The following is a 22,828-nucleotide window of genomic DNA, read 5'->3' on the forward strand; positions in this document are numbered from 1 at the left end:
TAGCAGAGCGCTTTCACCTTATACGTTGAGAAGTACAAGTAGCAACCGGATACACCAAACCTACCATTACCGCGTTATATAGCCTTCGCCTTTCAAGTTACGGCTTTGTTGTCTGCGGGTGCTCGCCGAATCACGTAGTAGGTCTACGCTCATCGGTCGGTCGCCCTTGCCGCCTTGCCGTAACTCGAAATTCATTGGGTATATAGCTGAATCAGTTTAATTTGATTCGTGTGTTGTCGTCGCTTGCCGTTTTCCAAGGCGACGCCATAAGGCGATACGTTTTATTACGCGAATCTTGCACCTCCCTTCAGTTCTTCCACCACATCAGGATGATTAATAAGTCCACGTAGACCTGTTATACCCATGACCAATTCTCTTAGCCCACTTCGCAGTACCGTTTTATTACCACGCTTCCCGGTGTTTTGTCGTTGAACTTCACCTTGCCCTGTATGCAATAAGCATTGTTCGAACAATTTTTGACGCTCTGGGTCAGATAATTCAATGCCGTATTCTTGTGCTAGAAAAGATTCGATCATCCCCGCTATCGCAAGTGGAATAGCAATCGCTGTTCGATCTTTACCACTTTTACAATTAATATCCGGAACCAATCCTATTTCATAAGATAATCTTAAAAGAAGAGCAGGTAATTGATAAAGCGTCTTACCCCGTTGTGGGGTTTTTTCATTCTCTTTTAATGCACCTATAACAGCATTAGCTAATTTTCTGACACTGTTGTCAGCGCTAATGATAAAAGACCGTAAATTGCTAATTTAATTTGTCCACTCAAGCCAGAATGCAGTTTCCTTTGTGGTGACAAAGCCATGAGGGAAATAAGCATGCTAAGAAGAGAGGACCACTACATGATAAAACAACGCCATCAACAGGGGGCATTTATTGTTGATATTGCCCATCAGATAGGGTGTTCAGAAAAAACGGTGAGACGGCACATTAGCTATCCTGCGCCGCCAACAGCAAAACGCGGTAAAAAACAGGTTGCTAAACTCGAGCCCTTTAAAGACTACATCGATTCAAGGTTGAGTGAACAGGTTTGGAATGCGGCGGTTATTTTTGAGGAAATCCGTGAAAAAGGCTACCGGGGTGGGAGTGCGATGCTCCGACGTTATATACATCCCAAACGTCCGCTCAGGGCCTCGAAAAACACGGTACGCTTTGAAACCCTCCCCGGTTATCAACTTCAACACGATTGGGGAGAAATCATCGTTGAGGTGGCAGGCTCTGCCTGTACGGTTAATTTTGCCGTTAATACGCTCGGTTTTTCGCGTCGCTTTCATGTCTTTGCTGCCCCTAAGCAAGATGCTGAGCACACGTATGAATCGCTGGTTCGCAGCTTCAATTACTTCGGTGGCAGCGTAAAAAATGTCTTGGTAGATAACCAAAAAGCCGCTGTTATCAAACATGGACAAAATGGCCACATCGAGTTCAATGCGGGCTTCCTGCAACTGGCTAATCACTATGGGTTTAGCCCTCGCGCCTGTAAGCCTTATCGACCGCAAACGAAAGGCAAAACCGAACGGATGGTGGGCTATGTTAAACACAATTTTTTCACTCGCTACCGTCAGTTTGAGAGTTTCGCTCATGTTAATCAACTGCTAGCGATGTGGCTGGCGAAAGTGGCAGACCAGCGTCATCTTCGTCAATTCAAGCAGACACCGGAAAATCGTTTTGCTGAGGAAAAAATAGCCTTGATGCCACTCCCTGCGACTGATTTCGATACCAGCTACTTCGACCTACGACAAGTGGCATGGGACAGCTATATCGATGTCAGAGGTAATCGCTATAGCGTGCCTTCATTCTGGTGTGGTCGTGCGGTTAATATTCGTATCGGTTTAGATAATACGCTACGTATTTACGGCGATGAGCAACTGCTCGCGACGCATCTCTTGCAGGAGGTAACGCAGGGCTGGCAAAAGGTGCCAGAACATCATCAAGCCCTTTGGCAACAGGTCAATCGAGTAGCGTCTCGTTCGCTCAGTGTGTATGAGGAGCTACTCTGATGGAAATGGAAAACTTGTTGATACGGTTAAAAATGGATTACCTGGGCGATGCGTTGGAGAGTTTATGTGAAGAAGCCACCAAGAAAGCACTGAACTACCGTGAATTTCTCCAGCAGGCATTAGCCCAGGAATGGAACGGGCGTCACCAAAAAGGCTTGGAATCGCGGTTAAAACAAGCACGTTTGCCGTGGATAAAAACCTTGGAGCAATTTGACTTTACTTTCCAACCAAGTATAGACAGGAAAATTATCCGCGAGCTGGCGGGGCTGAGGTTTGTCGAACATCATGAAAACGTCATTTTGTTAGGCCCACCTGGGGTAGGGAAAACGCATTTGGCGATAGCGCTGGCTGTCAAGGCAGCTACAGCTGGGCATCGGGTATTGTTTATGCCTCTGGATAGACTCTGCTGTACCTTAATGAAGGCAAAGCAAGAAAACCGTCTGGAACGCCAACTTCAGCAACTGTGCTATGCCAGGGTATTAATACTGGATGAAATCGGGTATTTACCGATGAATCGCGAAGAAGCTAGCCTATTTTTCAGGTTATTGAGCCGTCGTTATGAAAAGGCGAGCATCATTCTCACATCAAATAAAAGTTTTACTGATTGGGGGGACGTATTCGGTGATCACATTTTAGCAACTGCGATTTTAGACAGGCTTTTACATCATTCAACCACATTGAATATTAAAGGAGAAAGCTATCGACTCAAAAATAAACGCAAAGCAGGCATGTTGCCTATAAAAACGACTGATATTATCCAGGCGCCTGGAATAGAAACCCAACAGGAAAATTAGCAAAAACTGGACATTTTAAAGTAGCAAAAAGTGGTCAATCTAAAGTAGCGTTGACAACTGTCTTCATTTGCAGGCTTTGTCTTCAAATAGTCCCCAACCAATCCGCCTATTTCTTGCTCTGGAAAATTTTTTGGAATATCACCTAATAATATTTTCGCCGCTTTTTCATTGTATTTATTCGACTCTGCATGCCCTCTTTTCCAATGACCCACCGCATCGTCAGTCACGCCAAAATTAAATGCCGCAATAGTTGGCTCAACTGTTACTGTTGTTAATTCCCTATTTTCATTAGGAATAGTGAACGTTATCGGTGATTGTTTGCGTAAATACTCCCAAGCGTCCATTTGCCGTCCTAGTAGTGTTTTTTCGTTCGATTGATATAAAATTTTTTCATCAACTGGACTGAGCAAATTGACTGAAACTAATGTTAAATTAACGGGTTCACCACTAAGGGCTTCTTTCATTTTTTCCGGATAACAATTGAGTGCCGCGGTGAGAATTTCTTTTGCAGCTTCTGCAGCCGTCTGAGGTGTTTTATGGCTTACGACAGCATGGCGAGTAATCTGCATTATTGGTTTGCCATTGATTTGTAATTTTTGAAGCCAAAGATTACGGACATGATCAGGGATCTCTTCTGTGTTATGACTGATACCTTCGCTAGAATAACCCTGTAGAAGAGGTTCCTGACTTAGCACAGATTTCATTTCCTTCGCGGGGATCACTTCCGTTTCACATTTGATACCTTTAAAACTAAAAGAATCTTTTACCACGTTCCATGGGCGTTTATTCAATACCGCCGTTTTTACCGCTGCAAAAGTTTTTTTCGCTGTTTTTGTCGCGTCTGTTTTTGAATCCCCCTTAGCCATTAGTTGCTTTGCTATAAGCCCCATCATTTTTTTTTCCAAAGCCGAGACTCTCTCACTGTCTTTTCTACTAATAACAGAGTTTTGAACAACATCATTTAATGAACATTTGTTTACTATAACGTCCCTATCTCTCTCAGAGAAAAAACCCTTAGAGAAGAGAGCCTCAGCGGTTTCTCGCAAAAGATCTAGGCTCCACTGCATATCATCCTTAGTAAGCCCGCCATAAGAGTCTAATCCTGGTTTTGACATTGATTCGTCAACATTCCCGACACTTGTCACTGTCCCAACGCCTGTCACTGTCTCAACGCCCAAGTTAACTCTATTTGGGCTGAAACAGCTTGGAACCAAATCTGAAATCTGGTTTATTAATGATGTAAACATCCGTATTCCTTTTTTATTATTCAGTCGGTAGCAAAAATTGTTCATCATCAAAAATATCAAATACACACAAATAAATAGATAACAAACTAATTATTAATAAATTAATTTATTTTAAAATATAATAATATGATAAGCAAGGGATAGTTATTAACCATGTCATGACAGACAATGGTGAGCAGGAAAAAATTGATAACCTTGGTGCGCCCTGCAGGATTCGAACCTGCGGCCTACGGCTTAGAAGGCCGTAAATAAGTGATTTTACTCCATGACAGTAAATATCAACTCTATGTTAATATTGTGTTAATTTTATATTATAAAACAACCGTATATTATTTAATTTCATATTATCTCATAGTATTTCATCACTAAGACACCTGTTAGAGCACCTATTTATGGCTAGTATGTTACTCACTGATAGTAAAATTAAAGGTATTAAATCTAAGACGCAGAGCTATTATGTATGGCAAGCTTCCGCGGCCAGGGGGGCAGGACGACTCGGATTAAGAATATATCCTTCGGGACGCAAGGTTTTTGTCTATAAATATCACCAGGATGTCAACGCTACTTTAGATTGACCACTTTTTGCTACTTTAAAATGTCCAGTTTTTGCTAATTTTCCTGTTGGGTTTCTATTCCAGGCGCCTGGATAATATCAGTCGTTTTTATAGGCAACATGCCTGCTTTGCGTTTATTTTTGAGTCGATAGCTTTCTCCTTTAATATTCAATGTGGTTGAATGATGTAAAAGCCTGTCTAAAATCGCAGTTGCTAAAATGTGATCACCGAATACGTCCCCCCAATCAGTAAAACTTTTATTTGATGTGAGAATGATGCTCGCCTTTTCATAACGACGGCTCAATAACCTGAAAAATAGGCTAGCTTCTTCGCGATTCATCGGTAAATACCCGATTTCATCCAGTATTAATACCCTGGCATAGCACAGTTGCTGAAGTTGGCGTTCCAGACGGTTTTCTTGCTTTGCCTTCATTAAGGTACAGCAGAGTCTATCCAGAGGCATAAACAATACCCGATGCCCAGCTGTAGCTGCCTTGACAGCCAGCGCTATCGCCAAATGCGTTTTCCCTACCCCAGGTGGGCCTAACAAAATGACGTTTTCATGATGTTCGACAAACCTCAGCCCCGCCAGCTCGCGGATAATTTTCCTGTCTATACTTGGTTGGAAAGTAAAGTCAAATTGCTCCAAGGTTTTTATCCACGGCAAACGTGCTTGTTTTAACCGCGATTCCAAGCCTTTTTGGTGACGCCCGTTCCATTCCTGGGCTAATGCCTGCTGGAGAAATTCACGGTAGTTCAGTGCTTTCTTGGTGGCTTCTTCACATAAACTCTCCAACGCATCGCCCAGGTAATCCATTTTTAACCGTATCAACAAGTTTTCCATTTCCATCAGAGTAGCTCCTCATACACACTGAGCGAACGAGACGCTACTCGATTGACCTGTTGCCAAAGGGCTTGATGATGTTCTGGCACCTTTTGCCAGCCCTGCGTTACCTCCTGCAAGAGATGCGTCGCGAGCAGTTGCTCATCGCCGTAAATACGTAGCGTATTATCTAAACCGATACGAATATTAACCGCACGACCACACCAGAATGAAGGCACGCTATAGCGATTACCTCTGACATCGATATAGCTGTCCCATGCCACTTGTCGTAGGTCGAAGTAGCTGGTATCGAAATCAGTCGCAGGGAGTGGCATCAAGGCTATTTTTTCCTCAGCAAAACGATTTTCCGGTGTCTGCTTGAATTGACGAAGATGACGCTGGTCTGCCACTTTCGCCAGCCACATCGCTAGCAGTTGATTAACATGAGCGAAACTCTCAAACTGACGGTAGCGAGTGAAAAAATTGTGTTTAACATAGCCCACCATCCGTTCGGTTTTGCCTTTCGTTTGCGGTCGATAAGGCTTACAGGCGCGAGGGCTAAACCCATAGTGATTAGCCAGTTGCAGGAAGCCCGCATTGAACTCGATGTGGCCATTTTGTCCATGTTTGATAACAGCGGCTTTTTGGTTATCTACCAAGACATTTTTTACGCTGCCACCGAAGTAATTGAAGCTGCGAACCAGCGATTCATACGTGTGCTCAGCATCTTGCTTAGGGGCAGCAAAGACATGAAAGCGACGCGAAAAACCGAGCGTATTAACGGCAAAATTAACCGTACAGGCAGAGCCTGCCACCTCAACGATGATTTCTCCCCAATCGTGTTGAAGTTGATAACCGGGGAGGGTTTCAAAGCGTACCGTGTTTTTCGAGGCCCTGAGCGGACGTTTGGGATGTATATAACGTCGGAGCATCGCACTCCCACCCCGGTAGCCTTTTTCACGGATTTCCTCAAAAATAACCGCCGCATTCCAAACCTGTTCACTCAACCTTGAATCGATGTAGTCTTTAAAGGGCTCGAGTTTAGCAACCTGTTTTTTACCGCGTTTTGCTGTTGGCGGCGCAGGATAGCTAATGTGCCGTCTCACCGTCTTTTCTGAACACCCTATCTGATGGGCAATATCAACAATAAATGCCCCCTGTTGATGGCGTTGTTTTATCATGTAGTGGTCCTCTCTTCTTAGCATGCTTATTTCCCTCATGGCTTTGTCACCACAAAGGAAACTGCATTCTGGCTTGAGTGGACAAATTAAATTAGCAATTTACGGTCTTTTATCATTAGCGCTGACAGGTATCACTGTACGCCGAAAATCAGCAAGCCTTGCAAGGCGAGAGCCGCGCAAAAATAATCCATATCTTACAAAACCACAAAAATAACGCTTTGTCATGGGACATCGGTTTATCCATCCCATTATCTATAGGCGATAGTCAGGGTGGCCAGACAGACGGAATGTTTGATGTCGCCGCGCCTTTAATCAACAACACGGCAGCTTCAACGGCGAAGGGTATAAACAAAACGCCTGATACCGCGCTCCTTGGGCAGGCAATCGGTGCATTTGGTGAAGGAAATGATGAACTTCTGAGCCAAAATCGACACGATAGCGTATTGGATCAAAATCGCGTTGTGGCCGCGCTTACGGCTTAATCCAACAAGAGACCATTTAAGAACGCATCTTCCTTCCAAGCCGCAAGACGGGCGTGGTGATTAACGGCTAATAGCTGTTCTTTAATTGATTGATGCTCATGACTGATTAAACGGTATGAAACCTGGGGAGTGAGTTTGTGACGCCCGAGCTGGGCGAATATTTGATTGACGCGAAAAACGTCCCAGCCTCGTTCGTCGTACCGGATCTGGCTGATTGTTTCATTAAAGGGGTGATTAAAAAGTTTTTGCAGGGTTAACGCCGCCAATCTTGACGTTTCTAACGGTTTTATGCCGCGTTCGGATAAATAAACTAGCTGGTCATGATGGCGTACGTCGACCACTTGATCAATCAGGTTTATCGATATGGGTTCAAAATTTTCTCCCATGGCATTTTCTACTCGTTCCACACGAATTTTCCATGGAATTCTGGCGAGCCTACTTTTATTCCACCAAACCAGCGCGTCACTTATCATCATTTCACTTTTTGTCAACAGCGATTTAAAGTCAGTTTGGTAGGCGAGCCGCAAGTGATCAGGCAATCCCCCCAGATTGAGATTTTTTAATAGCCCTACCCGCCCGTTGAGCACTTCTTGTAAATCAGTTTCTTTGGCTAACCTATTCGTACTCTCACTGTAGTAGCGCCTTAAGATGCTGGTTTTTTGCTTTGTTAAGTTGATGGCTTGTTTTACTGTCGTCCTTTGTTGGATCGGTTGACCTAAAATAATGCTATCGATGGTCGCTTGCTCCAAGCTATTTTTAAAGGCGGTTGCAATGGCACGTTGTTGCGCTTCAGTTTGCTGAGCCGCTTGTTTGATTAAAGTTAAACGTGCTCTGGCATCTTGGCTGCTTTGTCTCAACTCTTCGCTAGCATAGAGAACGCGAATAGGGAGATCTTCACCTATCTCAAACAAAATAAGATCGGTCAAATGATCGACCGGACCAACCCCTCTTGCCGCAGGTGATAAACCTGAAATAACCTGACTGCTAATATCTTTTATTCCCGTCATCATATGAATAACTTCATGAAAAACCGCTTGAGACAAGGTAAAAGGCTGTTCACCCTCGGCTGAAAAATAACTGAGTGCACTAATTCTATCGTTAGGTAACATATCAATCGTGAAGGCTTGATGTTTTTCTTGTAATAATTTGACTTGTGCTCTAATCAGATCCGATTCGGGTAGTTGATTTATTTGGGCTTGGGCGGCAGGCGTGAGCAGCGCCTGAGTGATTTCATCATTACTGATGCCGCTATTAGCGGCTTTTAACGCAGCAATATAAGCGTTTTTTCTCTTTTGTTTACAGTCTTCTAGCGCTATTACTGTCAACGCTTCGCTAGAAGGCAATTTAGGATAAGCACGTGGATACAGGTGACTATCGGATAAGTTAAATAAAATAGCAGGTGAACCTGATCTTTCTTTTATTCGCAATAACCGCCGAAAAATACTGCTATGTTGCGCCGCCAGCTCTAACAGCTGGGCGATATTGGCACGCAGGGTATCGGCTACTAACACCGGTAGATCACTGTGATAATGGAAAACCGTTTTGATCCGATTTTGTACATCTCTCACTGCCAGATCTTCTATATCCATCACTTTTTTGGTGAAGTTGACCACAGGATCTTCATTGATAACAGTAGGCTCGAATTGACGGTCAATGTCATCGACGATATTAAATTGATGGCCATCAGACCCTGGATTAACGGCAGAGGGGTTGGTAGTGAAATGAGGGGGGTGCTCCAAAGGTTCGGAAAAAAAATCGGCACGCGGGGGGCTAATGATGTTTTTTGCTAATTCGGTATTGCTCTGGGAGTGTCGCAAAAAATCCTGACTTGGTGCTATATTGAAGGTATCAGGATGCAATTGATTGGTTTTGATGATGTTTTCAATAACCTGATCTTCAACATGCAGTTGTTGAACCACATGACTTACCGCTTTTAACTGCGTTTGTTCATACAGAGATTGTAAACCTTCTGTGCGACTAGCCGCCTCTGATATCAACTCTCCCGCCCCCAGAGTGGCACGTAGCGGACTGGCAAAAAAAGCAATGGTATCGAGAGAAAGAAAAAGGCCGCCCAATAAAAAGCTGATGACATTATCCTGCCGGATCCCCTCCAGCAGTAGAGTACCAGCGCCGATAAAAGGCAGAAAACTTATCACCATTTGCGTAGCATCATAATGATGCTCTTGATGAATTTTATTGGCGAGTATCCTTTTGATCAGCTGATGAATTTCAGCTTGATGATCAGAGAGACCAAAGGGGCCACCTTTAAGACGTAAATTTTCATAAGCGCGCGCCAGGATCCACGCCTGATGATGTTTAATAAAATCATCGATCACCTGATTAAATTTTTTTTGCGCCTCCGGATAATAATTCAATCTACGGGGAAATTTAGCATCATTTAAAAATACCTCGATACGATTAACACTATGAGTAATATGGAGTGTTCCCGGTTTATATATATAGTTTGCTAAGGTTTGTGTTCTTTCCGTAAAAAAGGTAATGGGCTCTTTGGGATGCATTCGTTGCAGCGCGATTAATGCCACCTGTTCAGCATTAACAGCAGGCGTGGGTTCAAGTACCGCGAGCAATGATTGTTTAAAATACCCCTCCGCTGCCGTCAAATCTTTTTTCAAATCACCGGTGCTAATGAGCCACTCTTCTGCCAAATATTTTTGCCGCAGGCTTTGTATTTTTCGGTTTATTAGCCGTATTTTTTGACGTTTTGCTGCTAAACGTGTGCTGCCTTCGCCGTAGATCACAACATTTTTTACACAGGCGGTTTTTTCTATATCAATCGGTTGAAATGATAAAAAATCATGAAAAGCGTCGGCGGCAGGTTGTTGTGGATCGGCAAACGGCAGCTGGCAGGCGCCCCATTCTTCGCCATCCTCAGCGATAATTTCCGCCATTTGTGTTTTTATTTTCTCATCCCACAAACGCGCGCCCCAAAGGCGATCAACAAAATGTACAGCGCGTGAATGCATTAAATGCAGTCCCGCCATAATCGAAGGCTTCATCATTTCAGCGCCATGCTGCGCCCAACGACGCTCATGCTCATCGAGGCGTTGCTTGAGTTTTTTTAACGTCAGAGGCGGCGTCAAGGCGTCCTGGCCAAAGACACCGTCATAACGCAGACAAATAGAATGTAAAGACTGTGCCACACTGCCGATAGGGAACTGACAGGACTCGCCGAGTGAATGGAAATATTTTTTTAGCGCATTAATAATCACTTCAGGGGCGAGTTTTATTCCTCGCTGTTGTGCTATTGCCATCGCCTGGTGAGTAAAATAGCTAAAATCTTTTCCCTTAGCGTTAACAAAAGCGAAGGTGTCGTACCTGATTTTAGCGATATCGGGGGCTAAGGGATGTAACAGGCTATCAAAAATTTGTTGCAGGGTGATTTCTTCTGCTAAACGCGATAAAAAATGCTGACGCAAATCTTGCAGCGGTACCACTGCGGCGGTGCTATAAAAATCTGCTAGGAACCAATCCCTTTTTAATAGGTAATAATCCAGTAACGCGGCAAAATCAAAATACCGTTGTTGTAATGCACTGAGATTAGCCATCTCAAGATGACGAAAAAAATCGCATGGGATCACTAATCCTCCAGCTTGATTCACCACGGCAAAAATTTGCATAGCGCCGGTCAGTTTTTTCTTTGTCAGTGTGAGATCAAAATGATCGATTACAGCGCGCCTGGCAAACTGAATATAAACCAAATCAAAACTGGCGTGAGACAGGGCGCGGAAAAAATTTTCTTGTAGTGTTTTGTCGGCATCGGTTGCCAAACCCCCTTCATCGGCTACCCTTTGCCGGACAACCGGGCAATGATGACCATAAAATTTTAGCAAAGCGGCACGGAGCGCAATCAGGGTTTTTAACCGAGTATTCCATTTGTTCCAGCGTGCGACCGGCGTATCATCGCCCCAGTCAAAAAGGGTTTCCACTGAATGCAATGCTTCATCGTATAATTGCTCCAATGCCATTTCATTTAAGGTTTTATCCTCTAGACCTAACCAATGCTTAATCTGTTTTTTGATCGCCAACTCAACTGAGGCTTTCCTTTCTGCGCTATCGATAGGACATAGCGCTAATTTAGTGGCATCAAAAAATAAACAGTACTGCGCCCATAACAGCGCACTGTCGATAACAATGGGGAGAGGGGTTTCATCTGGCTGAATGTCTTTATTATGATCAGAGCTTAGTTTTTCGGCGCGCTGTATAGGGTCAGCGCTTTGACTGCGATCTGACGAATGAGGTATTGTCGGGTTCATTTTCGGGTTCCTTCCCAAAGATTGATATTACATGATACCTCACGGAATATACCTGTAAAAAATGTGTATAGCCAAATCAGTTTAATTTGATTCTGTGTTGTCGTCGCTTGCCGTACTATTTGTACTGTCTGCGCTCCTCCGTCTTGAATCAAATTAAACTGATTCGGCTATATGGAAACCCTGAAAAACCGCTAAAAGTAGTCTATTCTGTTAGCAATAATTTTTTTAGGTTAATAGTGAAATGAAAACGAAATCGACGAGACGAGGCGACTTTTTAGCGCAAATGAATAGGATAGTTCCCTGGGAAAAGATTCTGGCCAAACTCAGTCGTCATTACCCCAAGGCAAGTCCTTATATCTTGATCATTAGCTTTCAAAGGTTGATGCTCCCCGACTGATCATCGCGATGTCACCGGTGAGTTTGGGTAAGTCCTTAAGCTTAAAGCTTGTTGAATAGATAAAACCCCGGTGACATATTCATCATCGCCTTCAAGACCGAACGGTATCTTGTGCTTCGAGCACCTATTTATAAGGATGATCTTGGCGAATTCTCTGATTTTTACTGTCATGTCTGGAGTGTCTCTGATGGACAAAACCCCCGTCGGTATTGATATAGCAAAATTAAAGTTCGATGTGGCTGTCTGGATTGAAAGAAAAAAATACAAAACAAAAGTGTTTGATAATACCCCCTCCGGTTTTAGCGACTTGCTGAAGTGGCTACTTCCTTACGGTGACTGCCACATTTGTCTGGAAGCAACCAGCCATTACAGTCTGCCACTGGCCACTTTTTTGGTGGATAACGGGGTTGAGGTCAGTGTGGAAAACCCCGCCCGCATTCATGCCTTTGCTCAAAGTGAGCTGAGTCGTAATAAAACGGACCAAGGGGATGCGAAGATGATTGCCCGTTATTGCGCGCTTTATTCACCCGCACGCTGGTTTCCCGCCCCGTTAAATGAACGTCAGCTTACTGCACTGATACGTCGTCTTAATCATTTAGTCGAAATGAAACAGATGGAATATAACCGAAAAGAGGGCGCAGATGAAATCGTCCAGCCTTTTTTGACAGAAAGTATCTGTGCATTAGAAAAGCAAATACGCGAGATAAAACAAAAAATTAAACAGCATATCAATGACTCCCCCGAGCTGAAAAAAAATAAGCAGCTCTTGGAAAGTATTCCCGGTATAGGCGAAATATTGAGTGCCACTTTATTGGCGTTTGTCGGTGATGTATCAAAATTCACTAGCAGCAAGCAAGTGGTAGCCTACGCAGGGCTTAATCCGAAACTGTGCGAATCAGGCGTATTTAAAGGACGAAGCCGTCTCTCAAAAATCGGGTGTACAGAACTCAGAAAAGCACTATACATGCCAGCCCTTACCTCAATCACTTATAACCCAATAATAAAGTCTCAATGGGAACGGTTGGTAAAACGCAATAAAGGAGGAAAAATAGGCGTCTGTGCTGCAATGCGCAAATTACTTCAACTGGCGTATGGCGTGCTGAAATCAGGCGTCCCTTTTGATGAAAAAATAGCGCTTGCAAAGACGTAGGCAAGACGGTATCTAAAGGCGGCAGACCGGCGAAACCGTTAGAAGTGATGCTGCGGATTTATTTTTTACAGAATGGGTTTAATTATGCTGATTTATCGATGGAAGAAGCGTTATACGACATCCCCTTATTACGTCAATTTACCGGTGTCTCCGTCGATGCGATTCCCTCCGATCCCACTATCCTGCATTTTCGTCATTGGTTGGAAAAACATCATTTAAGCGAAGCGCTGTTTGAAGAAATTAATACGCATTTAGCTTCGCTTCAGCTATTTATCAAACGGGGTAGCATTGTCGATGCTACGATTATTGATGCACCCAGTTCAACTCAAAACCGGCAAAATACTCGTGAGCCAGACATGAAAGCCACCCGTAAAGGCAATCAGTGCTACTTTGGCATGAAAGCGCATATTGGCGTGGATGCACAGACGGGGCTGGTGCATTCCCTGGTGGGAACCTCGGCGAATGTAGCCGATGTGACGCAAGTTCATCACCTTCTTCACGGCCAAGAAGAGGTTGTTCATGGTGATGCCGGTTATAAAGGCGTGATGCGACGCCGCGAACATCAACATCGCGTGGTCACCTGGCACATCCCCCGACGGAGGGTATTGGCCTTGCCCGAGCAGGAGCAGCAGGGATGGGAAAAACATCGGCATCAGCAAAGTCTCAACGCGAAAATCCGGGCTAAAGTAGAACACCCCTTCCGTGTATTAAAATGCCAGTTCAACTTTAGAAAAGTGCGTTACAAAGGCTTGGCAAAAAATACCGCGCAGTTATTCAGCTTATTTGCTTTGACCAATCTCTTTCTCGCTAGAAAAATCCTGCTCTGTAACCCCTGATTTTCCATTGATACTGAAAAAAAGTGTATCCGCCGTCTCTTATACCGTAAAAAAAGAGTGCATTAATTTCCTTTTTTATTACATGACGTCAAGAATTAACGCTATTAGCTCAAAATATAGCATTCATTATCGGTTCTTCAGGGTTTCCATATAATTCATCAAACCAAAATAATAGTATCACTGTACCGTGCTACCGTTGCATCATGTGTTAACAGTCGCATCGGTTCAGCAAGTGCTTGAGCGACTAAGAGACGATCAAATGGATCTTGATGATGATTTGTTAAATTTTCCACAAGTGCAGCATGTTCTGGATGAATAGAAAGAAATTGATAACCTGCTCGTCGAAAATATTGTACGGCTTCTTGGCCTGATATCGGCATCATTTCTCTGCCAAGGCTATGTTTGATGGCAATTTCCCATATATTCACTGTACTAACCCATACAATACTACGTGGTGCCAAAAGCATCTCACGCGCTTTGGTTGAAAGTTTAGGGTTATCGGTAATCGCCCATAACGCTATGTGAGTATCAAGCAGCAAATTCAAAATGTGCCACCAAGAAACAATTTAGCAACCTCTTCATCATAGGCATCAATATTATCCGGAACTTCAAAGGCGCCTTTTGCTACACCAATACGCTGATCATGAGTTAATGTTTCCATTGATACGAGCTTTGCCACAGGTCTACCATTTCGAGCAATGATGATTTCACGTTCCTTTCTGTACTCTAAGATTTTAATCAAACGAGATAAATTTGATTTGGCTTCTAGCATATTGACAGTATGCATAACAAATCTCCTTATAAAAATAAGTGCTTAGTCTAGTCTGGCTAAAATAAAAAATCAAGCGCCATAAGCCTATTACTTATCAAGCGAGTTAACTACGACAGCAATTTCTCTGGCGAACAATCACGGATAACGCGCCCATTTTTCATCACCAGTACCCGATCAAAATATTTTATTAGGTTGCGTCTATGCGTCACCATCAGCAGCGTTTTAGCATTAATAAAAGCATCCAGGTTTTCAAAAATTTTTCGCTCGGTATTTTCGTCAATGTTTGAGGTGGGCTCATCCCATAAAAAAATACTGGCACTGCTACTGAGGCTACGTGCGAGTAAGAGCTGCTGTTGCTGCCCTGAAGAGAGATTTCGCGCCATAAAATTGACCGGGAAACGCAGTCCCATCGGATGCTGTAAGACAAAATTACAGTTAGTTAAACTGTAGTAGCTCAAACTTAACCTGACAGACACAAGCTAAGCCATGGAATTTGTCAGATGAATCTGACTGTCCGATGGTTTAAATAAATTATCGAGTTGTTTTTCTTTTACTAACTCTGTTGATGCAATCCAAGTTTCCCAGGGGGTTTTGCCATAACAATACCTGCCTGAATGAGGTCGCTCTGTAGAGCCGATAGTTACTGATAAACCGGCAAAGGTTCCTAATAATCCAATTAATGTAGCAACATTACTACAGCTCATAATAAATGAAAGGCGTTGAGTGCGAGTCCCGGTAATGTCAGTAGAAAGTTCATCTAATAAATTAGGCTGATGAGGAGCATTTTTTTTAAAGATGATTTTATTCATGCTCAATAACAAACTATTTTCGCTATCGCCATTTTTATTATGGATAATATTTTTACTTTGCGATGCTTGCCAAATAGAAAACAATGCACTGCCACTACCAAATACATAGATAAACCTGAGAAGGAAGATATACATCAAAGCGAAGGCTGATAAGTCTTGGCGGTTTTGGGGGATTTATGTTCATGTTGGTAAGATGGAAACGTTGCGTACCTCCTATAAGCTGGCGAAAGAAAACAAGGGGGCACCAGGAGTAGATGGTGTGACCTTTGAAGAAATTGAATCCGCAGGGGTAGACAACTTTCTTGAATCCATCAGGAAGGATTTACTCTCCAAGACCTACTACCCATTGAGGAATCGGAAACGGGCGATACCGAAAGCTGGAGGGCAATCCAGGATGTTAAGTATTCCCACTATTCGAGACCGCGTAGTGCAAGGTGCCGTTCTACTCACCTGCTTTCCAGTGCAATATCGATAGCGATATTTTTCATGCCTGGATTAATCAGGATTTGTTGCCTAAGATACCCCATAATGCCGTTATTGTGATGGAGAATGTCAGTTTTCACAAACAACGAAGCCGTTGCAATGAATATGCAGATTTTTGACCAGCGCCATAGCCTGGTAGACAGAATCAACAAGGTTAACACGCTGTCAGTGATAGAATGGATAACCCGATTTAAAGAAAAATTGCATCAACGTGGCCTTCGTCCTAAGACACTTGCAGACTACCAATCAAGATTAGCAGCCATTACCCATGCTTTTGCTGATAAAACGCTGAATACTCTTACCACCAAAGAGATTGCTGAATTTATAAACAGTTACAGCGATCAAGGTAAAACCTCCACCGCCAAATTAATCCGCAGCTTGTTGATCGATATGTTTAACGAGGCTATTGCAGAAGGGCATTTGGCGACCAATCCGGCTACAGCGACAAAAAGCCCTCGTGTACAGGTACAGCGTGAACGCTTATCACTTGAAGATTTAGGGATGGCAAACAAACGGCAGCCGTGGGTAGCGCTGAGTATGGATTTAGCCTTGCTCACAGGTCAAAGAGTGGGAGATATCCAACGGATGCGGTGGCACGATATTTATGATGGTAAATGGTGGATAAAGCAACAAAAAACAGGAATGAAATTGGCGATACCCTTAACCTTGAGTCTGGAAGTGATTGGTAAGAGCCTTGAAGGTGTTCTTAATGAATGCCGGCGACAAATAAAGAGTGAAAATTATATCTTTGTGGGAAAGAATAAAACCTGCTTCAGTCCGCTCTCTCTCGATAGGTTTTACAAATTCAAGAAAAAAATCAGGCTTGACATGGCAAGGTACACCGCCCTCATTTCACGAAATAAGAAGTTTATCCGCGAGGCTACACAGTAAAGCCAGAGGTAAGGACTTTGCACAAAAATTGCTGGGGCATAAATCCTCCACTATGACAGATAAATACCGTGATAGCAGAGGGAGTGAGTGGGATGAAATCTAATATCAATTTATGGTTTTTAGGTTATCAAGTAAGATGTTAGGATACGAAATACTTTGCTCGGCATTTTGACCTGATTTCGATTGATTGTGACTTCTGTATTTTAATTTATTGATTTTTATTGTAAATAAAACACAGTAGCTATACAAAATCTACCAAAGCAAAAGCTGTTATATTTGTTGAAAATGGTTTAACGCTGATTTTCGTACTTTTGGCACGTCGGATCCAATTGCGGTAATTGACGCTTACTACAGGAATAAGATTATTCATAATGATCACTATAGCCTTGGCACAAACCAATGCATTAATGGGTAAAAAAGAAGAAAATTTGCGGCATCTTGAGCAGTTATGTTTCAAGGCGGCACAGGGTCAGGCTAAGTTTATTTGTTTTCCAGAATTAGCCACCACTGGATATTCTCCTGATGTACTAGGTACAGAATTATGGACACTGAGTGAATTACAAGGGGGAGTAACCGATAAGCTGTTCAGCGAGTTAGCAAAAAAACTGGATTTAACAATTATTTGTGGGTTTGTTGAACGTGGAGAGGCAGCGGGAAAAATTTACAATTCTGCGGGTGTTTGGCTACCTGATAACACGGGAACCTGGGAGGGCACATTTCGTAAAGTTCATTTAGCTGGAGATGAAAAAAAATGGTTTAGCCCTGGTAATCATTGCCCCCTATTTAAGACACCCACTTGCCGTATTGGTGTGATGATTTGTCATGATGCCGGATTTCCTGAACTGGCTCGGCTTTTTGTGCTAAAAGAAGCAGAATTGATTTTTGTCCCGTCTGCATGGCCTTTAAAAAGCAAAGATATCTGGCATATCAATTGTGCCAGCCGTGCATTAGAAAATGGTATTCATTTAATTGCGGTCAATCGTTGGGGGCAGGAAGGCGATATAACCTTATTTGGGGGAAGTCAGCTGATGGGTCCCCGTGGACAACAATTGAAATTAGCTTCAGAAAAGGGTGAAGCGCTTATGTTTGTCGATGTTGATCTTGATTTACAGGCTAAAGCAAGATTACAGGTGCCTTATTTAAGGGAACGAAGAAAAGACCTATATTCTCTCTCTGAAAGTACAGCAGAAAAAACAAATCCGCCAAAAATAAATATAATCTGTCCTTGCTGGCCTGTTAATGCAGGTGGATGTGAATGATTTTATTTAGTACCTGTGCTATCGGCTCATTGATTTTTATCATGGCAGATTTTTTTGACGCTGCCGGTGATCCAATAAAAAACACTGGCAACCAATAATGAATTCAGCGATGGAATGCCCCATTCAACAGTGAGTCCAACTAGACTGCCTATTATCCAGGCTGCAATGGCAAGCCAATTTACCCATGGTGTGGATCCGGCGGCGGGTAGTGTCTCAGTAATACGTGTGGTATCAAGCAGGGCGCGGCTCGTGCGTAAAATATAATAATCAACCAACATTACACCGATAATTGGGGGGAAAACGACCCCTAGCAGAATAAGAAACGGGGTAAATTGTTCCAGGATCCCCATAACAGAGAGGGTGGTGCCCGTTATGCCCAGTAGAATGGTTAGCCAGGTGTAGCGCCATTTCTTCCCCGTCACTCCTTCCACTGCGCTGGCGATGCCCAGTGTAGAAGAATATAAATTTATATCATTAATTTTAACCGCCGAAAGAATAACGGTAAGCAACCCAATCCAGCCTGCGGTTTGTCCCATAATGGTGACCACATCAGAGGTATTAAGTGCATGGGCAATCAAGATTGCGATACCGTTAACAATAAATTCTCCGACGATAATAGAAATCACCGTCATCCAGAAGACATGCCTTCCATTTTGGCAATAGCGACTGATGTCTGGGGTGGTAAATGCCCCTGTCATGCAGCCGCCTGTAACAGCGGTTACTGCCGCCCCCAAGCTAAGTGCTACACCAGTAGGAACACTGGTCATTAGATCGGACATATTGTGGTTTTGCATTAATTCCAGCGAGATCCAACCAATCACTAAAGAAAAGAGAGGGACGGACACTTTTGCTGTCCAGTTTAAGGCACGAAAGCCAAGAGCGACCAGCAAAGTTAGTGTTATACCGGCCAAGGCGGCAGACCAACCAAAGCCTAGCCGTTTATTCAGCGCGTAATCTAGGCTGTTAGCTAAAATAGCATTCTGTATACCAAACCAACCCAGCAGACTGATGGCTATCATGATCCCGATCAACGCCGATCCACATCGTCCAAACCCACACCAACGTGATAACAAACTGATAGATAACCCTTCACGCGCCCCCGCCAATCCCAGTCCAAAACTAAGAAACTCTAACAATAAGCTCCCTAACACCGTCGCCAACATGGCCTGCTCAAAAGTCATCGCATGCCCTAACATTGCCCCTAACATAAATTGAGATAATGAAGTCCATTGCCCTATACGGATCAAGGTAACCGTCATAAAACTGAAACGTGCTGTCATAGGTACACGGGTAGTCGCGTAGTCATCATCGGCTGTACTTTTTTTATTCATTTATTATTGTCTCCATCCATTTTTAATATTTATTATTTATTATGAATTATAGTTAAAAATTATGTACTATACCCACAGTTCTTAAGAAGAGGCGCATAAAGTATAAGGCTCTCTCTAATAATATTGAGATGGATGGGGGGTTTGTGGGTGATGTAAAAAAAGAGTTAGGTTCACTGATTTCATTTTTAGAACACGAAGAAGATCCCTGGGGAATAAAAGATCTAAAATCAGAGTTTATCTATGCAAATAATTTGGATTATTTAAATCTTCCCAAAAATTTTAAGATTGAAGGGCTGTTGGACAGTCAGTTGCCTCACCCCGTTGCAGAGCTCGCACCAAAACTGCAAGAACATGATAAACGCGTTATGCAAGGCCAAAAATTGATACCGGTCATTCAAACGCATTTTTATCATAGCGAACATAAACTCCAACCCTATTTATTTGAAAAACGTCCTTACTATAATGAGCGGGATGAACTGATAGGGACGATTTATCATGGAAAAAAACTCAGTCTTTTTTCCCTCCAGCGATATATTACGGGCTTGACCCCTTCGGTGTTGATGCTGGAACCCCCTAACGAGTTGTTTACAAAAAAAGAATTGATGGTGATATTTTTCACATTACAGGGGCTTACTAGCAAAGAAGTCGCGAGAAAAATGTATCGTTCTCCGAGGACGATAGAAAACAAATTGCAGGATATATACGAGAAAATAAAATGCCATTCAATAAAACACTTAAGAGAATACTGCCATCACGAAGGGCTTGATTGTTATGTTCCCCCTCAATTTTTGTTTCCTGAAGTAAAATTTCTCAGTTAGAGAGCATTATCACGACATTACTGTGTTTTTCATTACCTGCCGATTCAATATAGCAGAATCAAATTAAACTGATTTGGCTATAGTTTAAACTCTGCGCGTTTTTTCAGTATCAATCGGGGAAAACATTCAGTGTTACTTTTTAATATTCAATTATATAACTTTAAACCGCCAGAGCTTATCAAGCCCTTTTTTGATACCGATCCTTGCTGTTTCGATATAGGGGGGACAGGAATCAGAATGGTAAATACAAAATTCATGATTTTCAGTGAGATCATAATGATTATTTTTCTTTGAAATATTTAATGTTTTGCATAATTTACCAGGTCCATCGATAGCACGATAAAACGGTTCCACTAAATCCAGACCACGAATTAACACTGCGGCGGGAAACCCTTCTTCTTCCGTGACAATGTTTAGACAGTGGTACATACCATAGATAAGATAAACATAGGAAAATCCTGGCGCGCCAAACATAACAGCGGTACGAGGAGTATAGCCTTTGGCGGCATGACAGGCAGGATCGTCCTGTCCAATATAGGCTTCTACTTCAGTAATGATGCCGTGATAATCATGGAACTTTAATCTTTTTCCTAATAACGCTTTTGCAACATGAAGCGTGTCACGTGCATAGAAAAGTCTGGGTAAAATAATATTGTTCATTATTTAGCGCCGGTTGATTTGGCTATAAGCCTAAAAGGGATGGCGTTCGAAAATGAAGCCATCCCTTTCTTATACTCTAGCTATAAAAACTTCAGTCATCATTAAGCAACACGCACAGAGCTGTCTAGACTATTACTGTATGATGCCAATTGCGCTACTGTTTTTTCTGCTATTGGAGCCGATGTAGAGGATACACTTACACGCCCCTCAGGAAAGGCCGCCATCTGTTGAGCCAGATTTTCTGTGCCATGATGAAGGGTGATACAGTCAAGACCACCTTTACTTCTCAACATACTTTCTGCATTCCCCGAGTCAATAAAATGGGTCTCGAGTCCGGGTTGCTTCTCTTGTATCCATGCAGAAAAAGCCTGATTTAACGGCTCAATACTGGAGCCGTTGGTGAGATAGAACATTTCACCTGATGGACTGGTACCCATGATGCCATTTAAAAAATTTATTGGCAGCCCTGGTCCCCCTAGTATCATAAAAACACCGGGGGTTTTGACTGCCTGCAAACCAGCCTTTTCCAGCTGATGATGAATTAATTCAGTCACTTTTTTACTTTCTTGCTTTAATGATCCCAAATCAAGCCAGGTTCGTTCCAACCCTTCTTTTTGATACTCGGTTAATTGGCCACTCTGATCACCATCTAATACCTGCCGTATGAATTTTTGACTTTCTTCATCATCGTGTACCAGTACACGCCCATCTTTCAGCGGGCGCAAATACATGTCAATATGGAAATCTGGCTGGCTAATAATGATTAAATCTTCAATTTTTACATTCAATTCATCAGCGATGATATCCTTAGAAATTTCATTCATCGCCAGGAAACGGCGGGTAGTTTTCTTTATTTCGTCTTCAGTAAGAGATTTATCGATGAAACCTCCTGCTTTCAGCATGATACTCATACGATGGATGGCATCGTCTTTGGGTGTAAATGTTTTCAGTTTATCATCGACTAAAGCGTCACTATAAGTCTGTTTATTGATAAAGGTTGTTTGCAATACTGCATCCCGTCCGATGATTACGTAAGGTCGACCATCAGCGCGATGACCCGTCAGCATATTTCCTCCCTCAATGACGGATAATGTTTTGATTATTTCCATGCCTAATTCCGCTGCCATTTCATCGGCTTTTTCCAGTTTACCCGGAGTCAGCGCCGTCCACTGTGAATTTGACTTTTTACCTTGATCATGATGATTGGGATGAACATTAAAAGAATGATGCCCTTCTTCTTCCGCCCCAGGGATGTCCGGGCTTAGTGCAGATATAAAATTCCAGAATGGCCTGATACCAGCTTCATCAACAAAGGATGTCTGAGGGCGAAAAGCATACTTGCCGTCAGCGGAGAACCACATAAAATCCTCTATCCATTGAGTTGTTGCAGCATTTCTATCTACTTCAAATTTATAGCGTTTTTTGAGTCCGTTAAAAAAGTTTCGAGAACTTACAGGAGATAAATTATGGTCGTGATAAAGATGACTAATACGATTGCTAAGATCATCTTGTGCCAGTAAAAAGTTCAATCCACTGGCCGGTGAAGTGGGCAAAGCAGGGGGAGTGACTGTAGCAATCTCCTGAGCAATAACCGGCGTCTGTATGACTGCACCGTCTTCCGGCAATTGACCGGCGATATTACGGCGCTGGAGGGTAGCTTCGCTCACTTTGGCCAGCAGACGCTCGACGAACTGTTGATTACTGGCAGCATAGGCGTAATGCAGCGCGGTATTACCCTGCCGGTCAACCAGATTATTTAATCCCCATTGACCGGCGGAAGTGGCTAATATCATATCAACCGCGGCACTGTTATTCGCCTCGATAGCACACATTAACAGGGTCTGGCCTTTTCTCTGCACTCCTTTGCCCCCACCAGCATAATGTGTTGCTAATGCATCTGTTTTACCCGCCCGAATATCGTCAAACAAAGTAATGTAATGATCAGCCAAATTCTTGTTCATCATTTTAATCCTCAGTGGGGGTTTAATGAAAAGCGTAGAAGCGAACCTGCTGACCGGCAATAGGTAAAGAATACTGCTGTTTATTTCACCG

Annotated in this window: 22 protein-coding genes and 3 pseudogenes; 11 read left to right on the plus strand and 14 right to left on the minus strand. The window is 43.0% G+C overall.

The features are described 5' to 3' along the window. Positions 1-66 precede the first annotated feature (66 nt). The 3 genes from AACL30_RS14205 to AACL30_RS14215 all read right to left on the minus strand — a co-directional run bounded on the left by AACL30_RS14205 (position 67) and on the right by AACL30_RS14215 (position 838). Complete coding sequence (locus AACL30_RS14205; protein WP_339057063.1) at positions 67-195, minus strand: hypothetical protein; 129 nt, start codon at positions 193-195, stop codon at positions 67-69. 89 nt (positions 196-284) lie between these two features. Continuing rightward, positions 285-770: an inositol phosphate phosphatase SopB gene (locus tag AACL30_RS14210; RefSeq protein WP_339058491.1), complete on the minus strand. Its 486-nt coding sequence runs from the start codon at positions 768-770 to the stop codon at positions 285-287. After that, complete coding sequence (locus tag AACL30_RS14215; protein WP_339057064.1) at positions 716-838, minus strand: hypothetical protein; 123 nt, start codon at positions 836-838, stop codon at positions 716-718. The genes AACL30_RS14210 and AACL30_RS14215 overlap by 55 nt, the downstream gene beginning before the upstream one ends. Here AACL30_RS14215 and istA (AACL30_RS14220) point away from each other — a divergent pair. Together istA (AACL30_RS14220) and istB (AACL30_RS14225) are read left to right on the plus strand one after the other, a co-directional pair. After that, positions 837-2,015, plus strand: coding sequence for an IS21 family transposase (gene istA / locus AACL30_RS14220; protein ID WP_339056344.1), 1,179 nt, complete (start codon positions 837-839; stop codon positions 2,013-2,015). The genes AACL30_RS14215 and istA (AACL30_RS14220) overlap by 2 nt on opposite strands. Beyond that, positions 2,012-2,809 (plus strand): IS21-like element helper ATPase IstB, encoded by a 798-nt coding sequence (gene istB / locus AACL30_RS14225; protein WP_339058365.1) that lies wholly within the window; start codon positions 2,012-2,014, stop codon positions 2,807-2,809. The genes istA (AACL30_RS14220) and istB (AACL30_RS14225) overlap by 4 nt, the downstream gene beginning before the upstream one ends. Here istB (AACL30_RS14225) and AACL30_RS14230 read toward each other — a convergent pair. From AACL30_RS14230 to istA (AACL30_RS14240), 3 genes are all read right to left on the minus strand, one after another. Next, on the minus strand, positions 2,806-4,056 hold the full coding sequence (locus AACL30_RS14230; RefSeq protein WP_339057065.1) for an inositol phosphate phosphatase SopB: 1,251 nt from the start codon (positions 4,054-4,056) through the stop codon (positions 2,806-2,808). The genes istB (AACL30_RS14225) and AACL30_RS14230 overlap by 4 nt on opposite strands. Before the next feature lie 609 nt (positions 4,057-4,665). Then, positions 4,666-5,463 (minus strand): IS21-like element helper ATPase IstB, encoded by a 798-nt coding sequence (gene istB, locus AACL30_RS14235; RefSeq protein WP_339058365.1) that lies wholly within the window; start codon positions 5,461-5,463, stop codon positions 4,666-4,668. After that, positions 5,460-6,638: an IS21 family transposase gene (gene istA, locus AACL30_RS14240; RefSeq protein ID WP_339056344.1), complete on the minus strand. Its 1,179-nt coding sequence runs from the start codon at positions 6,636-6,638 to the stop codon at positions 5,460-5,462. Before istA (AACL30_RS14240) ends, istB (AACL30_RS14235) begins: the two co-directional genes overlap by 4 nt. Here istA (AACL30_RS14240) and AACL30_RS14245 point away from each other — a divergent pair. Together AACL30_RS14245 and AACL30_RS14250 are read left to right on the plus strand one after the other, a co-directional pair. Then, positions 6,637-6,828, plus strand: coding sequence for a hypothetical protein (locus AACL30_RS14245; RefSeq protein ID WP_339057066.1), 192 nt, complete (start codon positions 6,637-6,639; stop codon positions 6,826-6,828). The genes istA (AACL30_RS14240) and AACL30_RS14245 overlap by 2 nt on opposite strands. Positions 6,829-6,832: 4 nt before the next feature. Further along, positions 6,833-7,096: a hypothetical protein gene (locus tag AACL30_RS14250; protein ID WP_339057067.1), complete on the plus strand. Its 264-nt coding sequence runs from the start codon at positions 6,833-6,835 to the stop codon at positions 7,094-7,096. On the opposite strand, the gene AACL30_RS14255 is transcribed toward AACL30_RS14250, so the two are convergent. After that, the gene (locus AACL30_RS14255; RefSeq protein ID WP_339057068.1) at positions 7,093-11,370 is read right to left on the minus strand and encodes a hypothetical protein; all 4,278 of its coding nucleotides are present in this window, start codon (positions 11,368-11,370) and stop codon (positions 7,093-7,095) included. The two genes, AACL30_RS14250 and AACL30_RS14255, sit on opposite strands and share 4 nt — an antisense overlap. A gap of 241 nt (positions 11,371-11,611) precedes the next feature. Here AACL30_RS14255 and AACL30_RS14260 point away from each other — a divergent pair, with 241 nt between their 5' ends. The 3 genes and pseudogenes from AACL30_RS14260 to AACL30_RS14270 form a co-directional block, all read left to right on the plus strand. Next, positions 11,612-11,767 (plus strand): hypothetical protein, encoded by a 156-nt coding sequence (locus tag AACL30_RS14260; RefSeq protein WP_339057069.1) that lies wholly within the window; start codon positions 11,612-11,614, stop codon positions 11,765-11,767. A 187-nt stretch (positions 11,768-11,954) separates the two neighbouring features. Continuing rightward, entirely contained in the window at positions 11,955-12,917 is a 963-nt protein-coding gene (locus tag AACL30_RS14265) for an IS110 family transposase (RefSeq protein ID WP_339056657.1), read from the plus strand. Positions 12,918-12,940: 23 nt separating this feature from the next. Continuing rightward, positions 12,941-13,753: pseudogene (locus AACL30_RS14270) on the plus strand (IS5 family transposase); the annotation flags it as partial. A 158-nt stretch (positions 13,754-13,911) separates the two neighbouring features. On the opposite strand, the gene AACL30_RS14275 reads toward AACL30_RS14270, so the two are convergent. From AACL30_RS14275 to AACL30_RS14290, 4 genes and pseudogenes are all read right to left on the minus strand, one after another. Beyond that, entirely contained in the window at positions 13,912-14,298 is a 387-nt protein-coding gene (locus tag AACL30_RS14275) for a type II toxin-antitoxin system VapC family toxin (protein WP_339057070.1), read from the minus strand. After that, positions 14,295-14,540 (minus strand): type II toxin-antitoxin system Phd/YefM family antitoxin, encoded by a 246-nt coding sequence (locus AACL30_RS14280; protein WP_339057071.1) that lies wholly within the window; start codon positions 14,538-14,540, stop codon positions 14,295-14,297. The genes AACL30_RS14275 and AACL30_RS14280 overlap by 4 nt, the downstream gene beginning before the upstream one ends. Before the next feature lie 92 nt (positions 14,541-14,632). Next, positions 14,633-14,968: pseudogene (locus AACL30_RS14285) on the minus strand (ATP-binding cassette domain-containing protein); the annotation flags it as partial. 36 nt (positions 14,969-15,004) lie between these two features. After that, positions 15,005-15,469 (minus strand): hypothetical protein, encoded by a 465-nt coding sequence (locus AACL30_RS14290; protein ID WP_339057072.1) that lies wholly within the window; start codon positions 15,467-15,469, stop codon positions 15,005-15,007. A 58-nt stretch (positions 15,470-15,527) separates the two neighbouring features. Between AACL30_RS14290 and AACL30_RS14295 the strand changes: the two genes are divergently transcribed. From AACL30_RS14295 to AACL30_RS14305, 3 genes and pseudogenes are all read left to right on the plus strand, one after another. Continuing rightward, on the plus strand, positions 15,528-15,809 hold the full coding sequence (locus AACL30_RS14295) for a hypothetical protein (RefSeq protein ID WP_339057073.1): 282 nt from the start codon (positions 15,528-15,530) through the stop codon (positions 15,807-15,809). Between the two features lie 113 nt (positions 15,810-15,922). Then, a pseudogene (locus AACL30_RS14300) lies at positions 15,923-16,811 on the plus strand (tyrosine-type recombinase/integrase). A gap of 268 nt (positions 16,812-17,079) precedes the next feature. Continuing rightward, positions 17,080-17,967, plus strand: a complete 888-nt coding sequence (locus AACL30_RS14305) for a nitrilase-related carbon-nitrogen hydrolase (RefSeq protein ID WP_339057075.1) — start codon at positions 17,080-17,082, stop codon at positions 17,965-17,967. A 26-nt stretch (positions 17,968-17,993) separates the two neighbouring features. Here the strand turns inward: AACL30_RS14305 and AACL30_RS14310 are convergent, their stop codons facing one another. Further along, positions 17,994-19,298 (minus strand): cytosine permease, encoded by a 1,305-nt coding sequence (locus AACL30_RS14310; protein WP_339057076.1) that lies wholly within the window; start codon positions 19,296-19,298, stop codon positions 17,994-17,996. Between the two features lie 143 nt (positions 19,299-19,441). On the opposite strand from AACL30_RS14310, the gene AACL30_RS14315 reads away from it, so the two are divergent. Further along, positions 19,442-20,116, plus strand: a complete 675-nt coding sequence (locus tag AACL30_RS14315) for a helix-turn-helix transcriptional regulator (protein WP_339057077.1) — start codon at positions 19,442-19,444, stop codon at positions 20,114-20,116. Between the two features lie 150 nt (positions 20,117-20,266). On the opposite strand, the gene AACL30_RS14320 is transcribed toward AACL30_RS14315, so the two are convergent. After that, positions 20,267-20,776: a DNA-3-methyladenine glycosylase gene (locus AACL30_RS14320; RefSeq protein WP_339057078.1), complete on the minus strand. Its 510-nt coding sequence runs from the start codon at positions 20,774-20,776 to the stop codon at positions 20,267-20,269. Positions 20,777-20,877: 101 nt separating this feature from the next. Beyond that, positions 20,878-22,740 (minus strand): ankyrin repeat domain-containing protein, encoded by a 1,863-nt coding sequence (locus AACL30_RS14325; protein ID WP_339057079.1) that lies wholly within the window; start codon positions 22,738-22,740, stop codon positions 20,878-20,880. Between the last annotated feature and the right edge of the window lie 88 nt (positions 22,741-22,828).

The organism is Candidatus Regiella endosymbiont of Tuberolachnus salignus (assembly GCF_964020115.1).
GTDB classification, from domain to species: Bacteria; Pseudomonadota; Gammaproteobacteria; order Enterobacterales; family Enterobacteriaceae; genus Regiella; species Regiella insecticola.

Excerpts from the sequence above, each read along its gene's own strand:
- AACL30_RS14205 (WP_339057063.1), bottom strand. The coding sequence starts at position 195 with ATGAATTTCGAGTTACGGCAAGGCGGCAAGGGCGACCGACCGATGAGC.
- istA (WP_339056344.1), top strand. The coding sequence starts at position 837 with ATGCTAAGAAGAGAGGACCACTACATGATAAAACAACGCCATCAACAG.
- AACL30_RS14215 (WP_339057064.1), bottom strand. The coding sequence starts at position 838 with ATGCTTATTTCCCTCATGGCTTTGTCACCACAAAGGAAACTGCATTCT.
- AACL30_RS14230 (WP_339057065.1), bottom strand. The coding sequence starts at position 4,056 with ATGTTTACATCATTAATAAACCAGATTTCAGATTTGGTTCCAAGCTGT.
- AACL30_RS14245 (WP_339057066.1), top strand. The coding sequence starts at position 6,637 with ATGCTTATTTCCCTCATGGCTTTGTCACCACAAAGGAAACTGCATTCT.
- istA (WP_339056344.1), bottom strand. The coding sequence starts at position 6,638 with ATGCTAAGAAGAGAGGACCACTACATGATAAAACAACGCCATCAACAG.
- AACL30_RS14255 (WP_339057068.1), bottom strand. The coding sequence starts at position 11,370 with ATGAACCCGACAATACCTCATTCGTCAGATCGCAGTCAAAGCGCTGAC.
- AACL30_RS14260 (WP_339057069.1), top strand. The coding sequence starts at position 11,612 with ATGAAAACGAAATCGACGAGACGAGGCGACTTTTTAGCGCAAATGAAT.
- AACL30_RS14265 (WP_339056657.1), top strand. The coding sequence starts at position 11,955 with ATGGACAAAACCCCCGTCGGTATTGATATAGCAAAATTAAAGTTCGAT.
- AACL30_RS14280 (WP_339057071.1), bottom strand. The coding sequence starts at position 14,540 with ATGCATACTGTCAATATGCTAGAAGCCAAATCAAATTTATCTCGTTTG.
- AACL30_RS14290 (WP_339057072.1), bottom strand. The coding sequence starts at position 15,469 with ATGTATATCTTCCTTCTCAGGTTTATCTATGTATTTGGTAGTGGCAGT.
- AACL30_RS14295 (WP_339057073.1), top strand. The coding sequence starts at position 15,528 with ATGGAAACGTTGCGTACCTCCTATAAGCTGGCGAAAGAAAACAAGGGG.
- AACL30_RS14305 (WP_339057075.1), top strand. The coding sequence starts at position 17,080 with ATGATCACTATAGCCTTGGCACAAACCAATGCATTAATGGGTAAAAAA.
- AACL30_RS14310 (WP_339057076.1), bottom strand. The coding sequence starts at position 19,298 with ATGAATAAAAAAAGTACAGCCGATGATGACTACGCGACTACCCGTGTA.
- AACL30_RS14320 (WP_339057078.1), bottom strand. The coding sequence starts at position 20,776 with ATGAACAATATTATTTTACCCAGACTTTTCTATGCACGTGACACGCTT.
- AACL30_RS14325 (WP_339057079.1), bottom strand. The coding sequence starts at position 22,740 with ATGATGAACAAGAATTTGGCTGATCATTACATTACTTTGTTTGACGAT.